This window comes from Janthinobacterium salmonicoloratum (genome assembly GCF_051380845.1).
GTDB lineage: Bacteria > Pseudomonadota > Gammaproteobacteria > Burkholderiales > Burkholderiaceae_D > Janthinobacterium > Janthinobacterium lividum_F.
Genome location: NZ_JBNYXV010000007.1, coordinates 165833 through 189387 on the forward strand (window position 1 = coordinate 165833; position 23555 = coordinate 189387).

Annotated in this window: 20 protein-coding genes; 11 read left to right on the forward strand and 9 right to left on the reverse strand. The window is 64.1% G+C overall.

The features are described 5' to 3' along the window. Positions 1 to 109: 109 nt before the first annotated feature. Positions 110 to 1756: a methyl-accepting chemotaxis protein gene (locus ACQ4WY_RS25090; RefSeq protein WP_436506392.1), complete on the forward strand. Its 1647-nt coding sequence runs from the start codon at positions 110 to 112 to the stop codon at positions 1754 to 1756. A gap of 4 nt (positions 1757 to 1760) precedes the next feature. Here the strand turns inward: ACQ4WY_RS25090 and ACQ4WY_RS25095 are convergent, their stop codons facing one another. Next, the gene (locus ACQ4WY_RS25095) at positions 1761 to 2186 is read right to left on the reverse strand and encodes a hypothetical protein (RefSeq protein WP_353659592.1); all 426 of its coding nucleotides are present in this window, start codon (positions 2184 to 2186) and stop codon (positions 1761 to 1763) included. A gap of 189 nt (positions 2187 to 2375) precedes the next feature. Here ACQ4WY_RS25095 and ACQ4WY_RS25100 point away from each other — a divergent pair, with 189 nt between their 5' ends. Continuing rightward, entirely contained in the window at positions 2376 to 3074 is a 699-nt protein-coding gene (locus ACQ4WY_RS25100; RefSeq protein WP_436506393.1) for a glutathione binding-like protein, read from the forward strand. 7 nt (positions 3075 to 3081) lie between these two features. Here ACQ4WY_RS25100 and uraH read toward each other — a convergent pair whose 3' ends face one another. Together uraH and ACQ4WY_RS25110 are read right to left on the reverse strand one after the other, a co-directional pair. After that, positions 3082 to 3492 carry a hydroxyisourate hydrolase gene (gene uraH / locus ACQ4WY_RS25105; protein ID WP_436506394.1) on the reverse strand — a complete coding sequence of 137 codons (411 nt, stop codon included), beginning with the start codon at positions 3490 to 3492 and terminating at the stop codon, positions 3082 to 3084. Between the two features lie 10 nt (positions 3493 to 3502). Then, the gene (locus ACQ4WY_RS25110; RefSeq protein ID WP_436506395.1) at positions 3503 to 3997 is read right to left on the reverse strand and encodes a GlcG/HbpS family heme-binding protein; all 495 of its coding nucleotides are present in this window, start codon (positions 3995 to 3997) and stop codon (positions 3503 to 3505) included. A gap of 137 nt (positions 3998 to 4134) precedes the next feature. On the opposite strand from ACQ4WY_RS25110, the gene ACQ4WY_RS25115 reads away from it, so the two are divergent. Further along, positions 4135 to 4845 carry a heavy metal response regulator transcription factor gene (locus ACQ4WY_RS25115; protein WP_436506396.1) on the forward strand — a complete coding sequence of 237 codons (711 nt, stop codon included), beginning with the start codon at positions 4135 to 4137 and terminating at the stop codon, positions 4843 to 4845. Continuing rightward, entirely contained in the window at positions 4842 to 6242 is a 1401-nt protein-coding gene (locus ACQ4WY_RS25120) for a heavy metal sensor histidine kinase (protein ID WP_436506397.1), read from the forward strand. Before ACQ4WY_RS25115 ends, ACQ4WY_RS25120 begins: the two co-directional genes overlap by 4 nt. Here the strand turns inward: ACQ4WY_RS25120 and ACQ4WY_RS25125 are convergent. Then, positions 6239 to 9577 carry a DEAD/DEAH box helicase gene (locus tag ACQ4WY_RS25125; RefSeq protein ID WP_436506398.1) on the reverse strand — a complete coding sequence of 1113 codons (3339 nt, stop codon included), beginning with the start codon at positions 9575 to 9577 and terminating at the stop codon, positions 6239 to 6241. The genes ACQ4WY_RS25120 and ACQ4WY_RS25125 overlap by 4 nt on opposite strands. Before the next feature lie 214 nt (positions 9578 to 9791). On the opposite strand from ACQ4WY_RS25125, the gene ACQ4WY_RS25130 reads away from it, so the two are divergent. Genes ACQ4WY_RS25130 through ACQ4WY_RS25145 form a run of 4 tightly spaced genes read left to right on the forward strand, consistent with a single transcriptional unit; the run spans position 9792 to position 15035 of the window. Continuing rightward, positions 9792 to 10202 carry a GntR family transcriptional regulator gene (locus tag ACQ4WY_RS25130; protein ID WP_436506400.1) on the forward strand — a complete coding sequence of 137 codons (411 nt, stop codon included), beginning with the start codon at positions 9792 to 9794 and terminating at the stop codon, positions 10200 to 10202. A 9-nt stretch (positions 10203 to 10211) separates the two neighbouring features. After that, positions 10212 to 11135, forward strand: a complete 924-nt coding sequence (locus ACQ4WY_RS25135) for an ABC transporter ATP-binding protein (RefSeq protein WP_436506401.1) — start codon at positions 10212 to 10214, stop codon at positions 11133 to 11135. A 13-nt stretch (positions 11136 to 11148) separates the two neighbouring features. Further along, positions 11149 to 12975, forward strand: a complete 1827-nt coding sequence (locus ACQ4WY_RS25140; RefSeq protein WP_436506402.1) for a hypothetical protein — start codon at positions 11149 to 11151, stop codon at positions 12973 to 12975. Next, positions 12972 to 15035 carry a S9 family peptidase gene (locus tag ACQ4WY_RS25145; protein ID WP_436506403.1) on the forward strand — a complete coding sequence of 688 codons (2064 nt, stop codon included), beginning with the start codon at positions 12972 to 12974 and terminating at the stop codon, positions 15033 to 15035. The genes ACQ4WY_RS25140 and ACQ4WY_RS25145 overlap by 4 nt, the downstream gene beginning before the upstream one ends. A gap of 6 nt (positions 15036 to 15041) precedes the next feature. On the opposite strand, the gene ACQ4WY_RS25150 is transcribed toward ACQ4WY_RS25145, so the two are convergent. Together ACQ4WY_RS25150 and ACQ4WY_RS25155 are read right to left on the reverse strand one after the other, a co-directional pair. Beyond that, the gene (locus ACQ4WY_RS25150) at positions 15042 to 16748 is read right to left on the reverse strand and encodes a methyl-accepting chemotaxis protein (protein WP_436506404.1); all 1707 of its coding nucleotides are present in this window, start codon (positions 16746 to 16748) and stop codon (positions 15042 to 15044) included. A gap of 207 nt (positions 16749 to 16955) precedes the next feature. Continuing rightward, the gene (locus ACQ4WY_RS25155; RefSeq protein ID WP_436506405.1) at positions 16956 to 17846 is read right to left on the reverse strand and encodes a LysR family transcriptional regulator; all 891 of its coding nucleotides are present in this window, start codon (positions 17844 to 17846) and stop codon (positions 16956 to 16958) included. Between the two features lie 112 nt (positions 17847 to 17958). Between ACQ4WY_RS25155 and ACQ4WY_RS25160 the strand changes: the two genes are divergently transcribed. Both ACQ4WY_RS25160 and ACQ4WY_RS25165 read left to right on the forward strand, forming a co-directional pair. Beyond that, positions 17959 to 19155: a serine hydrolase domain-containing protein gene (locus ACQ4WY_RS25160; RefSeq protein ID WP_436506406.1), complete on the forward strand. Its 1197-nt coding sequence runs from the start codon at positions 17959 to 17961 to the stop codon at positions 19153 to 19155. After that, complete coding sequence (locus ACQ4WY_RS25165; RefSeq protein WP_436506407.1) at positions 19152 to 20342, forward strand: MFS transporter; 1191 nt, start codon at positions 19152 to 19154, stop codon at positions 20340 to 20342. The genes ACQ4WY_RS25160 and ACQ4WY_RS25165 overlap by 4 nt, the downstream gene beginning before the upstream one ends. On the opposite strand, the gene ACQ4WY_RS25170 is transcribed toward ACQ4WY_RS25165, so the two are convergent. The 3 genes from ACQ4WY_RS25170 to ACQ4WY_RS25180 all read right to left on the reverse strand — a co-directional run bounded on the left by ACQ4WY_RS25170 (position 20307) and on the right by ACQ4WY_RS25180 (position 22525). Continuing rightward, complete coding sequence (locus ACQ4WY_RS25170) at positions 20307 to 20852, reverse strand: DinB family protein (RefSeq protein ID WP_436506408.1); 546 nt, start codon at positions 20850 to 20852, stop codon at positions 20307 to 20309. The genes ACQ4WY_RS25165 and ACQ4WY_RS25170 overlap by 36 nt on opposite strands. 168 nt (positions 20853 to 21020) lie before the next feature. Next, positions 21021 to 21620 (reverse strand): MarC family protein, encoded by a 600-nt coding sequence (locus ACQ4WY_RS25175; protein WP_353659605.1) that lies wholly within the window; start codon positions 21618 to 21620, stop codon positions 21021 to 21023. A 116-nt stretch (positions 21621 to 21736) separates the two neighbouring features. Continuing rightward, positions 21737 to 22525 carry an AraC family transcriptional regulator gene (locus tag ACQ4WY_RS25180; RefSeq protein ID WP_353659606.1) on the reverse strand — a complete coding sequence of 263 codons (789 nt, stop codon included), beginning with the start codon at positions 22523 to 22525 and terminating at the stop codon, positions 21737 to 21739. Between the two features lie 101 nt (positions 22526 to 22626). On the opposite strand from ACQ4WY_RS25180, the gene ACQ4WY_RS25185 reads away from it, so the two are divergent. Further along, complete coding sequence (locus tag ACQ4WY_RS25185) at positions 22627 to 23541, forward strand: DMT family transporter (protein WP_436506409.1); 915 nt, start codon at positions 22627 to 22629, stop codon at positions 23539 to 23541. The last annotated feature ends 14 nt before the right edge of the window (positions 23542 to 23555 follow it).

A 23555-nucleotide genomic window follows, 5' to 3' on the forward strand; every position in this document is an offset into this window, starting at 1 on the left:
AGACGTCTGAACGGTGCCGCCAGAGCACTGTCGCCGCCGCATTCCTGGCCTGCAGAGCCGGAAGCAGGCCACGCCCCTTCGCCGCACAATAGAGAGTTGGAGACACCGCATGAAGAAATTGACGTTCCAGCAGAAGTTATGGATCCCCCTGATTTGCAGCCTGTTGTGTATCACCGTTATTTTTATCTATAACGCCCTGGAAGTCCGCAAGATCCGTATCGAAGAGCGCAGCGCCGACTTGAGCAATGCCGCCGACCTGGGACTGGGCGCCGTGAAAATGTTCGGCGACCTGGCCGCCAGCGGCGCCTTGACGAAAGAAGAAGCGCAGAAGCAGGCCACGGCCGTCATCAAGAGCATGCGTTTCGGCGAGACCGGTTATTTGTCCATCATCAATCTCGATGCCGTCGTCGTGATGAATCCCGCCGCACCGCAAACCAACGGCAAGAATATGTCGGATTTCAAGGATGCCAACGGCACCTATCTGTACCGTGACATCGTTACCGTCGGCAAGAGCGATGCGGGCAAGGGCTTCGTCCACTATTATTTCCCCCGTCCGGGCCAGAAAACCCCCGAACCGAAGATGAGCCGCGTGGTGGCCTATAAACCGTGGGCCTGGACCCTGGTGGTGGGCGTCTACATGGACGATATCGACGCGGCTTTCCGCCAGTCACTGCTCACCTCGCTGGGCGTGCTGGTGCTGGTGTGCGGCCTGCTGGCGGCCGTCGTCGTCGTGATCAACCGCAGCCTGCGCCATGCCCTGGGCGGCGATCCCGAGTATGCGGCTGACGTGGCCGCTCAGATCGCGAATAACGATTTGAGTGGCGCCGTGCGCACGCATGCCAATGACCGTCACAGCGTGCTGTACGCGATGAAAACCATGCAGGCCAACCTGGTCGACGCGATCAGTGAAATCCGCCATAGCGCCGAGACGATCGCCACGGCATCGAGCGAGATTGCCAGCGGCAATATGGACTTGTCGGCGCGCACGGAAATGCAAGCCAGTTCGCTGGAAGAGACGGCAGCCTCCATGGAGGAATTGACCTCGACCGTGACACAAAACGCAGGCAATGCCGTGCAGGCGAATGAACTGGCGCAGTCCGCTTCCGCCGTGGCCCGCCAGGGCGGCGCCGTGGTGGCGCAAGTGATCGGCACCATGGACACCATCAACGCCTCGTCGCGCAAGATCGTCGACATCATCGGCGTCATCGACGGCATCGCCTTCCAGACGAATATCCTGGCCTTGAATGCGGCCGTGGAAGCGGCGCGCGCCGGTGAGCAGGGACGCGGTTTTGCCGTGGTGGCGTCGGAAGTGCGCAATCTGGCCCAAAGGTCCGCTGGCGCAGCCAAGGAAATCAAGGAACTCATCGGTGCTTCCGTCGACAGCATCGCGGCCGGCAGTACCCTCGTCGCACAGGCGGGCACGACCATGGATCAAGTGGTGGCCAGCGTCTCGCGCGTGACCGACATCATGGCCGACATCACGGCCGCCTCGCATGAGCAAAGCACGGGCATCGGCCACGTCAACCAGGCGATTACGGAGATGGATAGCGTGACGCAACAAAATGCGGCACTGGTGGAAGAGGCGGCGGCAGCGGCGTCGAGCATGCAGGACCAGGCGGCCGTGCTGGCGCAACTGGTGGCGCGCTTCAAACTGTCGGCGCAGGAGCCGGGAACGTCGCCGCGCCTGGCGGCAAGTTCGGCTGGCGCGCCACGCGCCGTGGCGAAAAAGCCGCTGCGCAGCCTGGCGGCGCGTTAAGAAGTTATTGGGCTGGCGCCGCCGCTTGCGGCGCCGGTTCGAATTCCAGCTTGTCATCGACGACCACGAATTGCCCGACCGGCTGGCCCAGGTCGGCTTTCGGGTCGTTTTCCATTTCCGTCAGCTCATTGCAGGTATTCGTTTCCGCCTGCCACAACTGCTTGCCCATGCGGATATTCCACAGGCCATCACCAGCCGCAAACAGCTCGACGGTGATGTCGGCTGGCGCATCGGTCGACAGGGTGTGCAGGCGCTGGCATTGCGGCAAATTGCTCGCCATCAGTTGCACTTCCACGGTATCTTGCCAAAAATAACGTTGCTGGCGGCGTACGGTCAGGGAATGGTCTTGCCCATCGAACATGTAGATGGCGAAGTCCTGGACACAGCCTGACAGCAGGACGGATAGCGTGACGATCAGGAGTTTGCGCATGGTCGGCTTTCTTGGTTTGTGCTTGGGAATGGCGGCGTTCAATTCTTGCGGCGAGAGTGGGCGCTTGCGCTGCCTCGGGCGCCGTCTTGTTTTTCGCTTACGTGGCATTATATCCATGCATATCAGTTGCGGCGCGACAATAGTTATGCCAAGTGCGCCTGCCCCACTTATCTACCTGGAAAGACCACGATGATCGACCTGTATTACTGGACCACGCCCAACGGGCACAAAGTGACGATGTTCCTGGAAGAAGCGGGCATCCCCTACAACATCATTCCCGTGCATATCGGCAAGGGCGAGCAGTTCAAGCCCGAGTTTCTCGCCATCGCGCCGAACAACCGCATCCCCGCCATCGTCGACCAGGCGCCCGAAGATGGCGGCGCGCCCTTGTCCCTGTTCGAATCGGGTGCGATTTTGCAATACCTGGCCGAGAAAAGCGGGCAATTCCTGCCGGACGACGTGCGCGGCCGCGCCGAAGTCATGCAATGGCTGTTCTGGCAAATGGGAGGCCTTGGCCCCATGGCAGGGCAAAACCACCATTTCGTGCAATATGCGCCCGAACCGATCGACTACGCCATCACGCGCTACGTGAACGAAACGAACCGTTTGTACGGCGTGCTGAACAAGCGACTGGCCGACCGTGAATTCGTGGCCGGCGACAGCTACTCCATCGCCGACATGGCGATCTATCCATGGATCGTGCCGCACGAACGCCAGCGCCAGAAGCTGGAAGATTTTCCGCACCTGGCGCGCTGGTTCGCGGCCATTGCGGCCCGCCCCGCCACCGTGCGCGCGTATGCCCGCGCGGCCGAAATCAATGTGCAGCCCACCGTCAGCGGTGACGCGAAAAGCGTGCTGTTCGGGCAGACGGCGAAGACGGTAGCGTGATCAACGGTCAGTTTCCTCGGTAAGTGGAAAAGCCGAAAGGACTGAGCAGCAAGGGAATGTGATAGTGCTGGTCAGTCTTTTCCACGTGAAATTGCACGGGGATTTCTGGGAAGAAGGTTTCCTGTTTCAGGCGCGCATAGTGCTCGCCTGTTTTAAACACGATGCGGTAGTCGCCCGCCTGCATGGGCGTCTCGGCCGGATACATGGCCGCGATGCGCCCCTGCGCATTCGTCACGGCGCTGGCCAACTGTTGCCAGCCTTCACCTTTCTTTTGCTCCAAGGTTACCGTCACGCCCGCCGTCGGCTGGCCGCTCTGCAAGTTGAGGATGTGCACGCTCAAGGGATTGGCGGCGGCCAGGGCCATGCTGGACAGGCTGGCGAAGGCCAGGGCGGCCGCGGTTTTTTTCAGGTAGCTCATCGTGTTTCTTTCAAGTTGTGGGGAGATCGAGTTCAGGGATGGCGGACAGGGCTGCCTGGGCGCAGGCGCGGTCTTGCAGCGCGCCACCGCTGCCAGCGACGCCGATGGCGCCGACCACTTGCCCCTGGGCCATCAACGGCAGGCCACCACCCAGCAGCAACAGCTCGGGCACGGTGGTCAAATTGCGCATGTCCGGATTGCCGCGCGCGGCGACGGCCAGCGTGTAGGTGTCGCTTTTAGTGGACAGGGCGGTGTATGCCTTGCGCCGGCTGGCATCCGTGTTGTGGGGGCCCACGCCATCGGCGCGCTGCACGGCGACGACATTGCCGCCACGGTCCAGTACGGTGACGACGATGTGCCGCCCTTGCGCCTGGCAAGCGGCCATGGCCGCGTTGGCCAGCTTGTTGGCCGCTGCCAGTGAGAGTTCATCGACCTTGCGCAATTGGGCGTGGACTGGGCTGGCCAGCAGGCACAGCAGGGTACTGCCGAGTAACAGGGTTTTCATCTGGCATCCATGGAATAAAGAGGCGCCAGTATGGCCAGTGTTGCCCTACGCGAAGATGATCGCCGCATGACATTTTTATCATCCGCGGCGGCCTGCGTGCGGCGTAAAATGCTTCAACTTCCCACAAGAAAGCTGCCATGCGCATCCTGGTAATCGAAGACGAACCGAAGACGGGCGACTATTTGCTGCGAGGCCTGGCCGAGTCCGGCTTTACGGTGAGCCTGGCGCGCAACGGCCGCGACGGCTTGCACATGGCCAGCACGGAAGCGCCCGATCTCATCGTGCTCGACGTCATGCTGCCCATCATGGATGGCTGGCAAGTGCTGCGCGCGCTGCGCCTGCAAGAGGGCGGCGCGGACGTGCCCGTGATTTTCCTCACGGCGCGTGACGAGGTGCAGGACCGCGTGAAAGGGCTGGAGCTGGGCGCCGACGATTACCTGGTGAAACCGTTTGCCTTTGCCGAACTGGTGGCGCGCATCCGCACCCTGTTGCGGCGCGGGCCGCCGCGCGAAGACGACGTGATCCGCATCGGCGACATGGAAATCGACGTGATGAAACGCAAGGTCAGCCGGCAAGGCCAGCGCATCACGCTGACGGCGAAGGAATTCGGCTTGCTGCATTTATTGGCGCGGCGCCAGGGAGAAGTCTTGTCGCGCTCCATCATCGCCTCGCAAGTGTGGGACATCAATTTCGAGAGCGACACCAACGTCATCGACGCGGCCATCCGCCGCCTGCGCAGCAAGCTCGACGATCCGTTTGAACCCAAGCTGATCCACACCTTGCGGGGCATGGGCTATGTCTGCGAATTGCGCGCGCCCACGGTTCCTGACAACGGCGCCACGCAATGAAGCTGGCGCAACTCCGCCGCTCGCTGACGCTGCGCGTCACGCTCGTGTTCGTGCTGATCGTGGCGCTCGTGTCGGCCGGGCTGGGCATGCATTTGTACCGTTCCTTCGTCGCGGAAATCGAGCGCCGCGATGACATTTTGTTGCTGGGAAAACTGCGGCAGATCCAGCAGCTGCTGGGCAATGCGGGCACCCTCGACATCATCCGCGAGCGGCCCCAGTATTTCCGCGACACCATGAGCGGGCAAGAAAACTCCTTGGTCCGCATCGTGCGCGCCGATGGCACGCGTTTGATCGACGTCAATCCGAACGGCGAGACGGTGGCGCATCCTGTGCCCGTGGCCGTCGATGCGCCCGTCACGGACAGCGCCATCGTCAGCTGGACCAGCCGCGACGGCTATCCGGCCAGAGTCGTGGCGGCCAGCGCGCGCATCGGCGACCCGGCGCAGATGGCCGACATTTCCGTCGCCAGGGTCTACGGCGACCGCACGGCCATGTTTGCCGCCTACCGCTGGCAGATCGTCGTGTCCGTCGCCGTCAGCGCGCTGGTGGCGGCGCTATTGTCGAGCGTGATGCTGCTGCGGGGATTGCGGCCGCTGCGCAATATCGCCGCCCATGCGGCCCTGGTGCGGCCGGGCAAGCTGGAGCAGCAACTCGATGTGCGCGGCGCGCCGACGGAGCTCTTGCCTTTGATCCAGGCGCTGAACGCCATGCTGGCGCGGCTGCAGGAAGGCTATGCGCGGCTGTCGCAATTTTCCGCCGACCTGGCGCATGAATTCCGCACGCCCGTCACCAATTTGCTGGGGCAAAGCCAGGTCATGCTGGCCCGTCCGCGCAGTGCGCACGAGTATGAACAGCTGGTGTCGTCGAATGTGGAAGAGCTGGAACGGTTGTCGCGCATGATCGACAGCATGTTGTTTTTGGCGCGGGCGCAGCAGGATGAGATGGTCCTGATTAAGCAAGCCTTGCCCGTACAGGACGAGTTCTTGCGCTTGGCCGATTTCTTTGAAGGCCTGGCCGAAGAGCGGGGGCTGGCGCTGGCTTGCCACGGCAGCGGCGCAGTGACGGCCGAGCCGCAACTGCTGCGCCGCGCGCTGGGCAATCTGCTGTCGAACGCGATACGCCATGCCGCTCCCGGCAGCACGATTTTATTGCGCTCGCATGCGACAAACGTGGGCGTGGATTTGAGCGTGAGCAACCTCGGTTCCGCCATCCCCGCACGCCACTTGCCCCACCTGTTCGAGCGCTTCTATCGCGCCGACCCGGCCCGCAGCGATTCGGCCGCCTCCACAGGCCTGGGCCTGGCCATCGTCACGGCCATCATGCAGTTGCATGGCGGCAGCGCGACGGTCGCGTCCGACGCGGCCGCCACGACGTTTATCCTGACCTTCCCCGTTTAGCCCATTTCGACAAGGAACTCATGCATGCCCGTATGCGGCAATTGCGCGCAGGCAGGCGCAAAGTGCGGCAATTGGCCCCACAGCAGCGGATTGCCGACGATATACACATGATGCTGCGCGCGCGTGAGTGCCACGTTGAGCAGGTTCGGCGTACTGGCCGCCCATTGCGCGGCGCCTGCCGTGCTGTCGTCGGCGCCCAGGACCAGCATCACCACGCTTTGCTCCTTGCCCTGGAAGGTGTGCACGGTGCCCACCATCTGGCTGCTCCACTGGCGCAATTCACGTGCCGTCGGCGCCTTGCCGTAGCCAAGGCGGCGGTCCCAGTCCATATCGACGATGCGCGCGCGCAATTCCTTGCGCACGGCCTTGAACGGCGTAATCACATACATATCGGGCAGCTTGCCGTCGCGGCGATACAGTTTCAGCAGCACTTCCAGCACGAAATCGAGCTGCACGGGCACCACCTGCTTGTAGCTGACGGGGCCGGTGGCGTCGATCCAGCGGCTGGGGCCCCGCGTGAGGCCCCGTGCGCCGACCGGCGGCGTGCGGTCAGTTAAGCCGTAGACCATCTTGTCTTCGTAGGCGATGCTGTTGGCCAGCGAGAACATCGGTTCCACGCAGCGGCGGTGCACGCGCAAGGGGCTGCCTATCCACAGCGGCTGTGCGCTATTGGCGCCGACCAGCGCGCCATAGCGGTTGGCCTTGTCGGCCAGGGTCTGCACGGAAACGGAGGTTGGCGCGTAACTGCCGTCCTGCGTATGCGGCGACAGGGCAGACAAGGTTTGCACGAGGCGGCCCGGTACCGTGAATACGGGTTCGATCTGCAGCGGGTCGCCCACGACGATGGCGCGCTTGGCGCGCCACAGGCTGCCCAGCGCCGCTTGCGGCACGGCCTGGCCCGCTTCATCGATGAATAGCCAGCCCAGCGATTCGGGGCCCATGCCCTGGAACTGGCGCGCGAACGAGGCAAACGTGGTCGACACGACAGGCACCACCATGAACAGGCTGTGCCACACCATGGCGATATGCGACTGGTCATAGGCGCGCTTGTTTTTCAGCAATTTCGACACGGCCAGCAAGTTGCCGCCAAAGCCGGGTCCGCCCTTCTTCGCCACTTCCGCCAGCCACGCTTCGTGCAGGGCCAGGGCCTTGGCGAACAGGCGCGAGCGCAAGCGCGCCAGGGCCGGCTCATGCCACAGGCCGGCTATCTGCAGCGCGTCCCCGTCCAGCTCGTCCAGGGTCGCTGGCGCGATAATGGTGGGGAAACGCATGCGTGCGCGGCGCAGCAGTTCCGTGCTGTCATCCCATTCGCGCTGGCGCGACTGCGCCGTGCGCAGGGCGATGTGCAGGCTGTTGCGGGCGCGCTCGCAGCGCGGCTCCAGCTCGCCTTTCAGCAGCAGCTTGATGGCCGATACGTCGCGCGCGGCCTGGCGCTGCGCCTCGGCGTTGGCGACGACGGCGTCCTTGTAGGCGCGCGCCGGTGCCGTACGGAACAAGCGGGCGAAAAAGCCGGGCTGCGTCAGCGCCACCAGGCGTTCTTCTTCCAGCAATTCCTTTTTGCTGGCGAGCAGGGTGTCCTGCTGCGCCAGCGCGCCGGACAGGGCGCCGTTGGCCGCATCCATCTCTTGCTCGGCAGCAATCAGCGCCTGCTGGCTGGCCTGGATGAAATTTTCTTCCGTACAGGTACCCACGGCTTGCCACAGGGCCGCGTACTGGGCGTGCTCGGCCAGGGCTTTTTCCACCACGTGTTCCGTCTCGCGAAACTCGCGCGCCGCCTGGGCGAAGCTGACGCCCTGGTAGCTGGCCAGCCATTGGCGGATATTTTGCGCGTTCGGCGTCTTGCGCGCAGTGGTTTTATCCCAGTCATCGTCATAAAAATTGCTGACGAAGCGGCGGCGGTTGGCGTTGTTGCCCAGCGCACAGGACATCAAGCCCCATGGCGCTTCCGTCTCGCCCAGGGCGCGGTTGGCGCCATTGCCGTCGGCCACGACCCGGCGCGCCACGCTTTCGAAATAGCGCGTGCGCGCCCATTCCTTGCCCAGTTGCTTGGGCTTAGGTAAATCACCGGAAATGTTTTCCACGGCCGCATTGTTCGACGAGGCGACGACCATTTCAAAGCCCGTCAGTTCCGGGCGCAAGCGGGCAATCGTGATGGGGTCGCGCACGCCTTCGAAGGCGACCGCCACCTTGCCGATGAAGGCGTCGCCGGCGCGGTCCAGGCAGGACAGCACGCTCGCGCGGCGCACGATGTTGTCGGCGAACAATTCGCGCAGCAAGGTCGTCTTGCCCGTGCCGGGTGGGCCGTTGACGGAAAAGATGCCCCGCTCGCTCAAGCCCGTGCGCGCGCCATGGATGGCGAATTGCTGCATCAGGCTCATGGCGTAGCTGGCGTCTTCCAGCCAGTGTCCCCGGTTCATATTGGCGGGATTGAGCATGGCGGCCAGCGCCTGGCGTCCGGCGGGGCTGTACAGGTCGATGCGTTCATCCTGCGCCAGCGGCGTCAAATAGGCGGCGACCGTCGCCGGCAGCTTGCCGCCACGCAAGGCGCGGATGATCTGTTCCAGGTCATCGAGGTAAAAACTGTTGAGGATATCGATGCTTGGCTCCACCGCGTCGCCAAAGTCCAGGCTGCGGTTCTGGCTGGCTTCCGCCAGGTCGGCGTCCGCCACGGCGGCGCGTTTCTTGCGCGTGCGCAATTCCAGCACGGCCAGCGGCTGGCCGGCCGACGGGTGGAAACCAGCCCAGTCGCGCAGCAGGTCGGCCAGGGCCGCAATTTCCATGCCGGACAGGGGCGCTGAGACATTGCCCACCTCGTCCGTCACTTGCTGCGGGGCGCGGGCGGCGGCGAAGTTGCGCAGGCTGTCTTGCAGCGCCAGCTGGCTGTCGCTGAAGGCATCCAGGCTCAGGCCTGACCAGTCCGGTGTGCGGGCGCGGCCCAGCGCCCACGGCAAGGTCGACACGGACACGGGATCGAACTGCGGCTCGCCCAGCGCATTGAGGTTCAGGCGGGCAAAGCACGAGCGTCCCAGCAGTTCTGTTTTTTCTGTTTCGGCAATGTTTTCCGGGCCGTTGGCCGGCGGACTAGCCTTGTTGATTTCGGCCTTGTCGAACACGCCGAGGAACAGCGAGAAACCGTCGATTTCGCGGTCGGACGGCACTTGCCATTGCGTGGCGAACTGCAGCGGCAATTGCGCCAGCTGTTCGCGGTGCAGGAGACGCACGGTGGACTGGTCTTCAACGTCCGTGATTTGATTCAGGTCAAACGGGATAAAGAATTCGATCTTGTGCCAATACTCCAGGATAGCCAGGAGGCGCTGCTGTTCTGCCTGATTCATGATGACCAATATTTTGTAAAGCGAGCGAGGATTGTAAAGCGTATGCGCGCTGCACGTTTTGCACTTTCGCCTATTGCGCGGGCTTTGCCGCAAAAAAAAGTTGGCCTGTCGCTGGAATGAAGCCGGACGGCAACTTCCTACGTATCTTTATCGTTGACAGCTTGTCATTTTCGCTGTTACTGTACTGTCTGTAATAGTACAGTGGAGTCATGCCATGAATCGTCGCAGTCCCTTGATGCTACAGATCGCTACAGGCGATCCGCGTCCCATCCATCGCCAGATCGTTGACGGCGTACGGCGCCTGATCGCTGGCGGCGAGTTGACGCTGGGCGCGAACTTGCCCAGTGTCCGTGGCCTGGCCTTGCAGCTGGGCATTAATCCGAACACGGTCGCCAAGGCTTACAGCGAACTGACGGCGGAGGGCTGGCTCGATGCGCGCGCCGGCCTGGGCTTGTTCGTGGCTGCACCGCGCCAGCGCCTGTCCGAAGAAGAACGTGCGCGGCGCCTGGACGAGGCGTTAACCCGCTTCGTCGGCGACGTCATCGCGCTCGACTATCCCGCTGGCGTGGTGCTGGAGCGGGTAGCCGGCGAGCTGGCATTGTGCGTTCCCAAGAAGACCGCCTGAGAGCGCCCGATGACGACCGAACCCATCTTGCAGACCGATAAGTTATCGCTGCGTTTCAAGGACAAGCATGCGCTCGACCAGTTAAGCTTGAGCGTGGCGCGCGGCGGCATCCATGCCATCGTCGGCGCGAATGGCGCTGGCAAGTCTTCGCTGTTCCGCGTGCTGCTGGGCTTCGAGGCGGCTACCGGAGGCAGCGCCCGTATCCTCGGTTGTGACTGCGCCCGGCTGACGCCGGACTTGCGTGGACGCATCGGCTATGTCAACGAGGAGCACACTTTGCCCCTGTGGCTGACGATCGATGAACTGACGGCCATGCAACGTCGCCTGTATCCGGGCTGGAATGAGGCACGCTATTGCAGCGTGTTGCGCAACTTCAATGTACTGCCTGGCCAACGCATCGCGCAGCTGTCGCGTGGCGAACGTGCCGGCGTGAACCTGGCGCTGGCGCTGGGGCAAAGTCCCGAGCTGCTGATCCTCGACGAACCCACGCTGGGCCTCGATGTGGTAGCCAAGCGACTGTTCCTGGGGGCCATGATGGAAAGCAGCTATAGCGATGGCATGACCATTATTTATTGCTCGCACCAGATGGAGGAAATCGAGCGCGTGGCCGACCAGTTGATCATTCTCGAGCGCGGGCGTTTGTTGCAGGCTTGCGCGCCAGGCGTCCTGTGCGAGCGGGTACTGCTGTGGGTGGCCGAATTTCCCTTCCTGCCACCCGATACCAGCGTGCTGCCCGGCATCTTGCATACCGAACATATCGACGGCCTGAGCCACTTCATGGTGCTGGACCAGGGAGCGCAATTTGCCGCGCGCCTGCGCCTGCTGGGTGCGCGCAGCGTGTACAACATGCCCGTCAGCCTGGACCGTGCCATCAATGCCTTGCTGGCGCGCGGCCATATTTCCTCTGCTAACCCCGCGCTGCACGCGGCCTGAGAAAGCTTTCTTCATGCGCGACCTGTACCTGAACGAATGCCGCCGCTACCTGCGGGCCACCCTGATCTTTGCTGCCGTCCATGTACTGCTGCAACTGTTCCTGGCCCGCCTCGGCAGCATCTTCCAGCAAGGCTGGCCCATGCAACTGGTGATCCTGGCCGTGTGCATGCTGGCAGGTCTGGGCCTTGCACTGCATCAGATCGGCAGCTATCGCCAGCCCAGCCGCTGGTTGTGGCTGCTGCACCGGCCGCTGGCTCCCGGCGCCATCCTGGGAGGCTTGATGCTGGCCTCGGCCACGCTGATCGCCCTGGCCATCGGCCTGCCGCTGCTGCTGACCGTGCTGGGCACTGATTTTCTGTCGCCGGGCACGGTCGACCTGCGCCACTACCTGGCCGTGCCTTACCTGGCGATGATGACGCTGATCGCCTGGTTGTGCGGTGCCGCCATCATGCTCAGCCGCCTGCGCTGTGCCTTCCTGCTTGTCCTGCTGCCCTATCTGATGCTGATGCACGCGGCCAGCGCGATCAGCCTGCTGCTGGCGACGCTGCCTTGCGCCGCGTTGTTGATGTGGAACGCGCATGCCAGTTTCACGCCCAGCCGCATGCCGCTCGCCGGCGGCCGCGCCGCCACGCTGGCGCAGGCGGTGCCCCTGGTGGTGGGCATGTATTGTCTGGTGCTGTGGGGTACGTTGGCGGTCTTTCACATCGCCCGGATTGGCCTGGGCCAGCATCCGCAGACGATGGCCATGCCGCCGGCTGGCGGCTACGCGGACGTGAACCGCGCCGATGGCCGCCGCCTGATGCTGGCCGGACTGGCTGGCGCCCAGGATGAGCGCGCGCCGCTGTGGCGGCGCCAGTTGCCCTTGCTCGAAGTGGGGACCTTGCAAGCGACGATCACGCGCTATGCCGTGCGACAGCAATTGTCGAACCAGAATGCACCGCCGCAGGCCGAGTTGACCGATCTGCAGCAGCGGCTGACCTTCAACCACGGCAGCATGCGTTTCGACGTGCACGACATGCGCACGGGGGCGCTCGTCAATCAGCTGGGGCTGCATGGCCTGGGCGACTTGCAGGCGTTTCCCGGCGTACCCGTACTTGCCGGAAATGTGCTCACCGGAAACATGGTGCTGGCATTCGAACCGGCTGGCCATGCGCTACGGCTACAGGCGCGCTTGCCAGCTGGCGAGCAAGCGGTGGCGGCACCGAAGAAAATCGGCGAACGTGTGTATGTGCTCAGCAACGGCCACCTGCTCGCCTATGCGCCTGCGGCGGCGCAGCGCGGTGCTGCCGATACGGAAGTGTTCCGCCTGCCATTGCCTGTTCCGCTGAGCAACCTGGAGCGGGTTGATCTTGCGCCATTGCTCGACGGTACGCTGGTTTCCATCACGGGTGGGCGCGCCATGCAGTCAGGCGTGCCAGGCAGTACGCAAGCGTTGCTGTTCATCGACGCCAGCGGCCGCGCGCAGCCGGTCGCCACGCGCGCCATCGACCACGATTTTCCCCTGCTGTTCGAACACGCCGACTGGTGGCTCTCGCCCGTGCTGCATGCGCTCGTCAATCTGCCGCAGAGGATGTACGCCGATGGCGCCGTGCCGGATTGGATTGACGACAATGCCCGGCATGCCTCGCGTCCGGCTGCCGTCTGGAGCGCCGCACTGCTGGCCGCCTTGCTCAGCGTTGTGGGCGCGTGGTACTGGCGGCGGCAGGCCGGCGATGTGCAGCGCGCCTGGCTGCTGGCCTGCGCGCTGCTGGGGCCGCCCTGCCTGCTGACGCTGCTGATCCTGCATCCGCGCTCGCCAGTACCGCAGGCGCGCCCGCTTGCCGCTGCGTTGGTCACATGATGGGCCTGGGCCGCCGGCACCGTGTCTGGTGCGCTGTCCTGTTCCTGGCGGCTGGCTTGACGCTGGCGCAGGCCCTGGCGGTGCCCATGACGTTGGCGCCATTGTTGGCACGCAATGCCGCGCTGCCGCCTGCGCCGCGCATTCCCAGCGCTGCCTTCGAGCGTCGCCCGCATCTGCATGCGGTACGCCTGTCGCCGGACGGGGCGTCGGTAGCGTATCTGGATGGCGAGGGGGCAAACGCCAGCCTGCATGTGCTCGATACCCGCACGCAAGTGAGCAGGCGCCTGCTGGCCTTGCCTGGGCCCGTGGCCTTATTCTGGTCCGGCGACAGCAGCACGCTGATCCTGGCCATGCCGGACGGCGTGTCGGTGGTATCCGTTGCCGATGGCAGCAGCTACAAGCTGGCCGCTTTCGACGGCAGGGCCGAGCATCGCTTGTTTCCCGCAGACGCCGCTCACGCGCGCCATGTGCTGATGGCAAGCTACACTGCGGCCAGCGGTGCTTATCGCCTGGAGCGCATTGACCTGCAAGGCCAGCGCGAGCTGTTGTACCAGGGCGAACAGCTTTCCGGCTTCCTGCTGGATGCCACGGGCCAGCTGGGCTTTGCCATGACCATCGCCAGCGATGGCATGCGCAGCATCGCGCGTCGCCAGGCCGCAGGCTGGCAAGAGGTGCTGCGTTGCCAGCGCGTCGACGAGTGCACGCTGGTGGCGGCCACGCCTGATGCGTCCCGGCTGAGCATGCTCATGGCGCAGCATGGCGACCGCAGCGTGCTGGTGGAGATTGATCTGGCACAAGGCAAGCGTCGCGTCGTGCATGCCGACCGCGCCGGCCTGGCCGATATCCGCCGGGTGATCAGCGATGCGGACCAAGGTGCGCCGCTGTTTGCCCTGTTCGAATCGCCCTTGCTGCACCATGCCGGGCTGACACCGTTGGCGCGCCGCGCCGTGGTGGATATCGACCGGCAATTCGGCCAGGGTGGCGTCTTCATCGAAGCGGCGCGAGGCGGGGCGACACTGTTGCTGACCGAGAGCGGATCACGCCTGCACCACGACCGTTACTGGCTGTACGACAGTATCCGTCGCAGCACGCGTGAAATCCTGCAGGCGCAGCGCGCGGCTGGCCAGCCTGTGCCGGCAGGCCAGCTGGCGCAGACCAGCCCCATCCATTACCTGGCGTCGGATGGTGTGCTTGTCCATGGATACTTGACCTTGCCGCCCGGAAAGGTGGCCGCGTCGATGCCGCTGCTGACCTTGGTCCATGGCGGGCCGTGGGAACGGGTCAACCCCGCTTACGCGCCGCTGGTGCAATTGCTGGCGAACCGCGGTGTCGCCGTGTTCCAGCCGAATTTCCGCGCTTCCGTCGGTTATGGCCTGCATTACATGACGGCGGCCGGTGGCGACCTGGGCAACGGCCGTGTGCAGGCCGACATCGTTGATGGCGTGCACTGGCTGCTGCGGCAAGGGGTGGGCAACCGGCAACGCCTGGCCATTGCCGGCCATTCCTTTGGCGGCTATGCGACCTTGCTGGCGCTGACCCACACGCCCAGGCTGTTTCAGTTCGGCATGGCCATCGCGCCGTCGCCCGACTTCGCGCGCACCCTGCGCTTCATCGCCAGCGCGCCGGGCGGCGACCCGGCATTGCCGCTGCGTTTACAGGATCTGGGCGTGGACTTGCAGGATGGCGCCGCCATGCGGACGCTGGAGGCTGCCGCCCCCGTACGCCACACGGAGCAGGTCGGCAAGCCGCTGCTGATCATGGCTGGCGCCAGGGATAGCACGGTGCAGATTGCATCGGTGACCGATTATGTGGCCCGTTTGCAGCTGTCCGGCAAGCCTGTCAGCCTGCTGCTCGATCCCGAAGAAGGGCACAATCCGCACCTGCCCCTGTATCGCCAGGCTGCGGTATATCTGCTGGAGCAATTGCTGCAGCAGCATCTTGGCGGCCCGGCGCCGGCTGCACCGGGAGGGCAACTGAACACTTACTTGCGGCAAACGCTGAAGGCGAACCGGGCTTTGCCAGCCCTGTTCGCCGTTCCGCAGGCGGGACACACTCCTTAAAACGTCTTAAAACTCTTCCCATTCGCTTTCGGCGCCAGCATTGCTGCGGCGCGCCGGCGCGGCCGCGACGGCTTTGCGTGCAGGTGCGGGCTTGGCCGCGGGGCGTGCGATGGCTGCCGCTGCTGGTGCTGCGCGCACAGGAGTCAGCTTGGGTGCGCTGGCAATATTGTTGCCCGTCTTGAAGAAGCCCACCACGTGCGCCAGTTCGCCCGCCTGCTCTTGCATGCTTTGCGAGGCGGCCGCCGCTTCTTCCACCAGGGCCGCGTTTTGCTGCGTCACTTCATCCATCTGGGCAATGGCCATGTTGATCTGCTCGATGCCGATGGTCTGTTCGTGCGTGGCGGAGGTAATCTCGCCCATGATATCGGTCACGCGCACGATGCTGTCGACGATGTCGCCCATGGTCTGTCCCGCTTCATTGACGAGGCGCGAACCCGTGTCCACGTTGGCGACGGACGCGGCGATCAATTCCTTGATTTCCTTGGCCGCCGAGGCCGAGCGGTGCGCCAGGTTGCGCACTTCCGTTGCCACCACGGCGAAGCCGCGGCCCTGTTCGCCGGCGCGCGCTGCTTCCACGGCCGCATTCAGGGCCAGGATATTCGTCTGGAAGGCGATGCCGTCGATGACGCCGATGATGTCGACGATTTTCTTCGACGACGCGTTGATGGTGCCCATGGTGTCGACCACTTGCGAGACGATGCTGCCGCCGCGTACGGCCACTTCCGACGCGCTTTTCGCCAGCTGGTTCGCCTGGCGCGCATTGTCCGCGTTCTGTTTCACGGTCGAGGTCAGCTCTTCCATGGCCGACGCCGTTTCTTCCAGCGAACTGGCTTGCTCTTCCGTGCGGGATGACAGGTCGAGGTTGCCGGCGGCAATTTCGCTCGATGCCGTGGAGATCGCATCCGTGCCGCTGCGCACTTGCGCCACCACGCCCAGCAGGCTGGTGTTCATGGCTTTCAGGGCGCCCAGCAGGCGGCCCGTTTCATCGCTGGAATTGACGACGATGTGCGACGACAAGTCGCCCGAGGCCACGGTTTCCGCCACGGCCACGGCTGCATTGATGGGATGGGTGATCGAGCGCGTGATGATCCAGGCAACAAAAGCGCCCAGCAGCACGGCCACGCTGCCCAGGGCAATCATGGAGGCGCGCGCACTCGTGCTGAGCGTTTCGGCGTCTGTTGCCGCCTGCGCCGCCTGCTGCGCTTCATAGGCGACCAGGCTGTCGAGCGCGCCCAGCACGATCTTCAGGCTGGGTGCCGCCTGCTGCGTCAAAAAGGCGATCGCCTCTTCCGTTTGTCCCGCATTGCGCAGCTCGATGACCTTGTTGTTCAGCGGCGCGCCCGATTTCAGGGCGGCGTCCAGTTCGGCCATCAGCGCCGTTTCCTTGTCCGTCGAGATTTTCTTTTGCAAGGTTTCCTTGGCGGCGCCGTATTTCTTGCGCGCTTCGCCAATCTTTGCCAGTTCCGCCTGCACCAGCGCTTCCGTCGGCGCCACCACAATGCTGGTGATCGCCAGGGTAATGTTGCGCACGTTGTCGCTCATGGTATTGGCGGCTGCCATTTTGACGTTCTTGTCGGCCACGATGTCATGCGTGCGTGCGCTCAGTTGCCCCATGGAGTACAGGCCGACGAGCAAAACAGCCACCAGCAGGCCGAGGACGACAGCAAATCCGATCCCGAGCCGGGTGCCGATTTTGAATTGTGTGAGTGACATGATTGCTTTCGTGGTGCGGAAGTGAGGGAAAACGTCGACAGGCCAGGGGTACGGGTTTATACGTAGCATCAGCCAGCCTGTAATTGTTCCTCAAAATTCCGCACTGCAATACAAAAACTTGTATCAAGTCGGCAAAAAGTTAAAAAATTGGTAGCAAATCAAATAAGTTGTCGTGTGGAAACAACGAGCGCGGTGCTGGATGCGGGTTCAGCTTTCTGCAAACACGTGCGTGGACAGAAAGTCGATGAAGGCGCGCAGTTTCGGCGTCAGGTGGCGGTTGCTGGGCCACAGGATGCGAAAGGCGCCGTTGTGCTGGCGGTGCGCGTCAAGTACCGGCCGCAAGCGGCCCACCGCGAGCGACGTGCGTACGGCAAAGTCGGGCAGGGCGGCGATGCCCAGGCCGCTTTCGGCAAAGTGCAGCAAGGTCTCGACATTGTTGCAGTTCAGTAGCGCCGGCAAGCCGGTCGCCTGCAGGGCTGGCCATTCGGCCAAAGGCCAGGCCTCGACCTTGCCGCTGCTGGGAAATTTGTATAGCAAACAAGTGTGCAGTACCAGGTCGGCGGGAAGTACCGGCGTGCCGTGCTGCGCCAGGTAGGCGGGCGCGGCCACCAGCTGCAGCTGGAACTGGCCCAGCTGGCGGCTCATCAGACGGCTGTCGGCACTTTCGCCCGCGCGCACCACGGCGTCATAGCCTTCCTCGATCACGTCGACCCGGCGGTCGCTGAAATCCAGGTCGAGTTCCACCAGTGGATACGCGCGCGCAAAAGCGGCCAGCACGGGATTGAGCAGGCTGCCCACCTGCGGCAGGCTGACGCGCAGCCTGCCTTGCGGCGTGCTCTTGCTGTTCGATAACTCCAGCTCGGCCGCTTCGATCTCGCCCAGGATACGCCGGCAGCGTTCGAGAAATACCGTGCCTTCGCTGGTCAGTGCGATGCTGCGCGTGCTGCGGTGAAACAGGCGCACGCCGAGGCGCTCTTCCAGCCGCGCGATGCTCTTCCCCACGGCCGAGGCGGAAATGCCGAGCACCCGGCCCGCCGCCACGAAGCTGCGCATTTCGGCTGCCTGCACGAAGGCCGTGAATCCCGCCAGGTTATCCATTGTTTTCCTTTGATTGCGGATGCAAACGTCCGCACAAAAAGAAACTATAGCCCATTTTTCTTTTATCGCGCCTGCCTTACCTTGAAAGCCTGATTATTTGAAAGGCTTTACCATGACTAGCAACTTCTCTCCTGCGGCTCTGTCCGCCCGCATCGATCCCCTGCTGGACACCGTGTTGCAGCAGCAGCGCCTGGTGGGAGCCGTGGTGCTGGTGCGTCAGCGCGGCCAGGATGTGTACCGCCGCGCAGCCGGCTACCTGGACCGCGAAGCGGGCAGGCCCATGCGTGAGGACGCCGTCTTCCGCCTGGCATCCGTCAGCAAACCCATCGTCTCGACGGCGGCGCTGGCGCTGGTGGGGCAAGGCCGGCTGGGGCTGGACGACCTGGTGACGCGCTGGCTGCCGGATTTTGCGCCGCGCCAGCCGGACGGTACGGTGGCGGCGATGACCGTGCGGCATTTGCTCACGCACACGGCCGGACTCGACTATGGCTTCTTCCAGCCGCCGGGCGGCGCGTATGCGCAGGCGGGGGTGTCCGACGGCATGGATGCCTCCCGCATGAGCCTGGCAGACAATCTGCGCCGCCTGGCCACCGTGCCGCTAGCGTATGCGCCGGGCCAGCGCTGGGCGTATTCGATCGCCACCGATGTGCTGGGCGCCGTCATCGAACAGGCGGCTGGCATGCCGCTGGCGCAGGCAATATCGACCCTGGTGACGGCGCCGCTGGCCATGCGCGACACGGGCTTTTTGGCCACCGATCCGGCGCGCCTGGCCGTCGCCTATGCGGACCGCGCAGCGGGAGAGTCCCGGCCGCGCCGCTTGCTGGACGAAGGCGAAGACCATCTGCCGTTTCTCGATGGCATGGCAGGTTTTACCTTGTCGCCGGCGCGCGCTCGCGATGCACAAGCGTATCCGTCCGGCGGCGCCGGCATGGTCGGTTCCGCCCCTGACTTCATGCGTCTGCTGGAAACCCTGCGCCTGGGCGGCGCGCCCCTGTTGCCAGCGGCGCTGGCGCGCCAGATGGTCGAAAGCCAGACGGGCGGCTTCGACTTGCCGTTCTGGCCAGGCCGTGGCTTTGGGCTGGGGTTTACCGTATTGACGGATCCGCTTGCCGCCGCCACACCGGAGTCCGTGGGCAGCTGGCGCATGGGCGGCACGTATGGTCACTCGTGGTTTGTTGACCCTGCGCAAGAACTGTCGGTGGTGGCATTCACGAATACGGCATTGGAGGGCATGGCGGGGCCGTTCGTGACGGAACTGTGCCAGGCAGTGTATGGCAGCAATGACGCTGGCGCCAAGGAAATGCCATGACGCGTCCGCACCCGATCGTCTTCCTCGCGCTGGGCCTGTTCGGCGTGTATTGCATCGAGTTTGGCGTGGTGGGCATCTTGCCTATGATCATGCAGCGCTACGGCGTGACGGCCGCGCAGGCGGGATCGCTGGTGAGCCTGTTCGCGCTGGTGATCGCCGTGGGTGGCCCCTTCCTCGTGCTGCTGGCCACGCGCTGGCGCCGCAAGCGTGTGCTGATCGTCTCCCTGCTGGTGTTCGCGCTGGCCAGCGTGGTGTCGGCGTATGCGCCCCGCTTCGAGCTGTTGCTGGCGCTGCGTCTCGTGCCGGCCTTGTTCCACCCCGTGTATTTCTCGCTGGCCATGGTGGCTGCCGTCGCCCTGTATCCGCCGCAGCAGGCGGCGCGGGCCGGCGCGCATGCGTTCACGGGCACCAGCATGGGCATGGTGCTGGGCATCCCGTTGACGACGTGGATCGCCGCCCAGTATGGCTACGAGGCATCGTTCCTTGCCTGCGCGCTGGTGAATATCCTGGCCGCCCTGGGTTTGTACCTGTTCTTGCCGGACATGCCGCGCGAGGCGCCGATGGCGTATGGCCGCCAGCTGGCCGTGCTGCGCAAGCCCGCCCTGTGGCTTACCATTGCCGCCGCCGTGCTGGTGTTTGCCGCCATGTTTGCCGTATATGCGTATGCGGCCGCGTACCTGCAGCAGGAAACGGGCTTGTCGGCGCGCCAGACAGGGCTGGCGCTGGTAGTGTTTGGCGTGGGCGGCGTGGCCGGCAATCTGTTCGCGGGGCGCCAGCTGGGCACGCATGTACTGCGCACGGTCTTGCTGCAGCCCGTGCTGCTGGGGCTGGCTTACTGCTTGCTGTACCAGTATGCGGGCAGCGGTATCGGCTGGGCGGCGCTGGCGGTACTGCTGCTGTTCTGGGGCGCCGCGCACACGAGCGGGCTGATCGTCACGCAAGTGTGGCTCAGCAGCGAAGCGCGCGAGGCGCCCGCGTTTGCCATCGGCGTGTATATCGCTGCCATCAACCTGGGCGTGACCTTGGGCGCGCTGGCCGGTGGCATGGCCATCGCCCGCTATGGCATGCAGGGCGCGCTGGCGTGCGGTGCGCTGCTGGGTGCCTTGGCGCTGGGGGTGATCGCGCTGAAGGCGTGGCGCTACCGCCCGTTCTCAGTCGGCAATATGGTTGGGGATGCGAAACAGTAAGTCCGTGTCGCCGATGTCCGCGCCCGCTTGCGACAGCAGGGTGCTGGCCTGGCCCCGGTGATGGGTCTGGTGGTTAAAGAAATGCATGAGCAGGCTGAAAAACTCGCGCCGGTTCGGTCCCTTGCTGTTGCGGTAATCGAGCAAATGGTCGAGGTCGGCTTCCGTGATGGAGGCGGCCCAGTCGACGATGAGCTGGTCCAGCCACTGCCGGTGCGCGTGCATGGCGGCAAAATCCTCGGCCGCGAACAGCGGATGCGTGAGCGAAGCGGGTGGCGTGATGGCGCGGATGGGGTCGAGCAAGGGAAATCCGGCCGGGTGTTTGGCGAAGCGCTGCAACCACAGGGTGTCGCCCACCATCACGTGGTTCAAGGTGGCCAGCAGGGAACCAAAATACGCACCCCGCTCGCGTTGCAGTTCGCCCGGCGGCAGGCTGGCCGCCGCCGCGTAGACCTTGGCGTTCATCCACTGGTTGTAATCGGCCATCAGGCTAAGGTGGGCGCAACGACTCATGGTGATTCCTCCAGTGGATGAATAATAATCTTACAACGCCTAACAAAACCCTAGCGAGCGGCAGTGGTTGTGGCAGAGAAGCGCAGCTGTGCGAATGCACGGGGCCGCCGAGGCAGTGAGCATCGCAGGCCGCAAATCGCGACGCGCAGTAGGTTTTGATAGGTGTTCTTAGACGGATTTCAGGAATGCGCGTATACCAGCGAGCAACATTTCAATGGCCATCGCCGTCAAAATCAAGCCCATCAGCCGTTCAAACGCCGTCATGACTCTTGGACCCAGCGCCCGCTGCAAGCGTTCGGCGCACAGGAAGACGGCCAGCCAGACGACGGCCACGGCTGTCAGCCCCGCCACGTGGGCGATCACTTCGTTCATTTCATGCGAGGAAAACAGCAGCACGGTCGCCAGTGCCGACGGGCCGGCCAGCGCGGGAATAGCCAGCGGCACGATGAACGGTTCGCCGCCCATCTCGTGGTCGCTATTGCCCGCGTTGGGCTGCGGAAACACCATGCGCATGGCGATCAGGAACAGGATCACGCCGCCGCCGATGCGCAGCGCTATTTCCGACAACTGCAAGGCGTTCAGAAAATGGCGGCCGAAGAACATAAACAGCAGCAAGATGCCGAAGGCGATCATGCATTCGCGCACCACGACTTTCCAGCGCCGCTCGACCGGCACCCGTTTCAGGGCATTGACGAACAGGGAAACGTTGCCGAACGGATCGGTGACAAGCAAGAGCAGGATAAATGTCTGGAAGAAATTCTGTGTCATGGTGATGTGATTGAGGTCAACACCGCTGCCAGGATGGGCGCGGTGCGATAAGGCTTGCGATGATAACAAGAGCGGCGACTATCGCCCATGATTATTGATGCATAGCAGCATTTTTTTTACGCCGCGATGACTTTTGCCTGGTAAAACGCGGTTGGCGTGGTGCCGAAATGCTTCTTGAACATGGCCGTGAAGGCGCTCTGGCTGGTGTAGCCGTTATCCATGGCCACGTCGATGACCTTGCTGCCGTGCGCCAATTGTTCCAGCGCCCGCAGCAGGCGCGCCTGCTGGCGCCACTGGCCAAAGCGCATGCCTGTCTGTTTCTGAAACAAACGGTGCAGGCTGCGCTCGGTGATCGCCAGTTCCTGTGCCCAGTGCGCCACCGTCTGCTGTTCGCCCGGCTGTGCCATCAGCCGCGCGCAGATGCCGCGCAGGCGTGCATCGACGGGTAAGGGTAGATACAGGGGCAGTACGGGCAGGCTGTCGAGCTCGTGCAACAGCAATTGCAGCAGATGCCAGTCGCGGCTGCCGTCCGTGAAATCGGGCGCGATGTCGACGGCCGCCACGATCAGTTGCCGCAGCAGGGGACTGATGTCGAGCACGCAGCTGTGGCGCGGCAGCAGCGGTGAGCTGGCGCAGTCGATGAAGACGGTGCGCATTTTCACGGCGCCGCTCATGCGCACCTGGTGCGCGATGCCGGGCTGCAGCCACACGCCGCGCGTGGGCGGCACCACCCAGCGCCCACCCTGCGCCTCGATGGTCATCACGCCCTCGATGGCGTACAGCAATTGTGCATGCGTGTGGCGGTGCACGGAAATCACGTGGCCATGCGCATAGTCGACGGCCAGCGCCATGGCGCGCGACGTGACGGGCAGCAATTCTTGAAAGGCGGGGGAGGTGCAATCCATAAAAAAAGGTCAGTTTTGCGATAGGTGCAGACATCTTAGCGCGAGAAAGCGTGGCGCGTCTGCGGCATGATGAATACCCGCAATGTTTTATGGAGCCTCGCATGCCTGTGCGCGCCTATCTGTATCCGTTTCTGGCCATGCTGCTGTGGGCCGGCAACGTCGTCGTGTCCAAGCTGGCGGCGTCCAGCATCGCTCCTACAGCCATCACCTTTTACCGCCTGGTGCTGGTCTTGCTGGTGATGACGCCGTTTATTGCCCGTCCCCTGTGGCGCAACCGCGCCGCCATCCGTCGCCAGTGGTGGCAACTGGCCTTGTGCGGCGTGATGTCGATGGCCCTGTTCCAGAGCCTGTCCTACCGCGCGGCCGAATCGACAACGGCGACCAATATGGCCATCGTCACGGCGCTGGCGCCCCTGATGACGGCCCTGCTCAGCGTGCTGCTGCTGGGCGAGCGCCTGACGGTCGGCATGGCGGCCGGCGGCGTGCTGTCGTTTGGCGGCCTGCTGTACCTGGTGGGGCGCGGCGATGTGCTGGCCCTGCTGCATCAAGGCGTGCATGCGGGCGATGCGCTGATGTTGCTCGCCTGCCTGGTGTTTGCCCTGTACGGCGTGCTGCTGCGCCGCTGGCGTTTATCCATTCCCGCCTGGCAAGCCATTTATTGCCAGGCGCTGGCGGCCCTGGCGTGCATGCTGCCGCTGTTCCTGTTGCTGCCGCCCGGCAGCGCCCGACTGGACGCCACCACCTTGCCCCTGATCGGCTATGCGGGCATCTGCTCGTCCATCGTTTTGTCTTATCTGTGGATCGAAGGGGTAAAACTGCTGGGTCCGAACCGCTGCAGCATCTACGTCAACCTGCTGCCCCTGCTGACGGCCTTGCTGGCCATCGTCTGGCTGCACGAAAGCATGCATGTGTACCACCTGGTCGGTGGCGGCATTTCGCTGCTGGGCGTGCTGCTGGCGCAGACGGTGCAGCGGCCCCTGTGGCGCCAGCGTCCTGGCGTGTCCGGTCTTGCCTGAACGGCCATGCATAA

Bases quoted from the DNA above. Each gene is read 5' to 3' on its own strand.
- ACQ4WY_RS25090 (WP_436506392.1), top strand. From the start codon at position 110: ATGAAGAAATTGACGTTCCAGCAGAAGTTATGGATCCCCCTGATTTGC.
- ACQ4WY_RS25095 (WP_353659592.1), bottom strand. From the start codon at position 2,186: ATGCGCAAACTCCTGATCGTCACGCTATCCGTCCTGCTGTCAGGCTGT.
- ACQ4WY_RS25100 (WP_436506393.1), top strand. From the start codon at position 2,376: ATGATCGACCTGTATTACTGGACCACGCCCAACGGGCACAAAGTGACG.
- uraH (WP_436506394.1), bottom strand. From the start codon at position 3,492: ATGAGCTACCTGAAAAAAACCGCGGCCGCCCTGGCCTTCGCCAGCCTG.
- ACQ4WY_RS25110 (WP_436506395.1), bottom strand. From the start codon at position 3,997: ATGAAAACCCTGTTACTCGGCAGTACCCTGCTGTGCCTGCTGGCCAGC.
- ACQ4WY_RS25115 (WP_436506396.1), top strand. From the start codon at position 4,135: ATGCGCATCCTGGTAATCGAAGACGAACCGAAGACGGGCGACTATTTG.
- ACQ4WY_RS25120 (WP_436506397.1), top strand. From the start codon at position 4,842: ATGAAGCTGGCGCAACTCCGCCGCTCGCTGACGCTGCGCGTCACGCTC.
- ACQ4WY_RS25125 (WP_436506398.1), bottom strand. From the start codon at position 9,577: ATGAATCAGGCAGAACAGCAGCGCCTCCTGGCTATCCTGGAGTATTGG.
- ACQ4WY_RS25130 (WP_436506400.1), top strand. From the start codon at position 9,792: ATGAATCGTCGCAGTCCCTTGATGCTACAGATCGCTACAGGCGATCCG.
- ACQ4WY_RS25135 (WP_436506401.1), top strand. From the start codon at position 10,212: ATGACGACCGAACCCATCTTGCAGACCGATAAGTTATCGCTGCGTTTC.
- ACQ4WY_RS25140 (WP_436506402.1), top strand. From the start codon at position 11,149: ATGCGCGACCTGTACCTGAACGAATGCCGCCGCTACCTGCGGGCCACC.
- ACQ4WY_RS25145 (WP_436506403.1), top strand. From the start codon at position 12,972: ATGATGGGCCTGGGCCGCCGGCACCGTGTCTGGTGCGCTGTCCTGTTC.
- ACQ4WY_RS25150 (WP_436506404.1), bottom strand. From the start codon at position 16,748: ATGTCACTCACACAATTCAAAATCGGCACCCGGCTCGGGATCGGATTT.
- ACQ4WY_RS25155 (WP_436506405.1), bottom strand. From the start codon at position 17,846: ATGGATAACCTGGCGGGATTCACGGCCTTCGTGCAGGCAGCCGAAATG.
- ACQ4WY_RS25160 (WP_436506406.1), top strand. From the start codon at position 17,959: ATGACTAGCAACTTCTCTCCTGCGGCTCTGTCCGCCCGCATCGATCCC.
- ACQ4WY_RS25165 (WP_436506407.1), top strand. From the start codon at position 19,152: ATGACGCGTCCGCACCCGATCGTCTTCCTCGCGCTGGGCCTGTTCGGC.
- ACQ4WY_RS25170 (WP_436506408.1), bottom strand. From the start codon at position 20,852: ATGAGTCGTTGCGCCCACCTTAGCCTGATGGCCGATTACAACCAGTGG.
- ACQ4WY_RS25175 (WP_353659605.1), bottom strand. From the start codon at position 21,620: ATGACACAGAATTTCTTCCAGACATTTATCCTGCTCTTGCTTGTCACC.
- ACQ4WY_RS25180 (WP_353659606.1), bottom strand. From the start codon at position 22,525: ATGGATTGCACCTCCCCCGCCTTTCAAGAATTGCTGCCCGTCACGTCG.
- ACQ4WY_RS25185 (WP_436506409.1), top strand. From the start codon at position 22,627: ATGCCTGTGCGCGCCTATCTGTATCCGTTTCTGGCCATGCTGCTGTGG.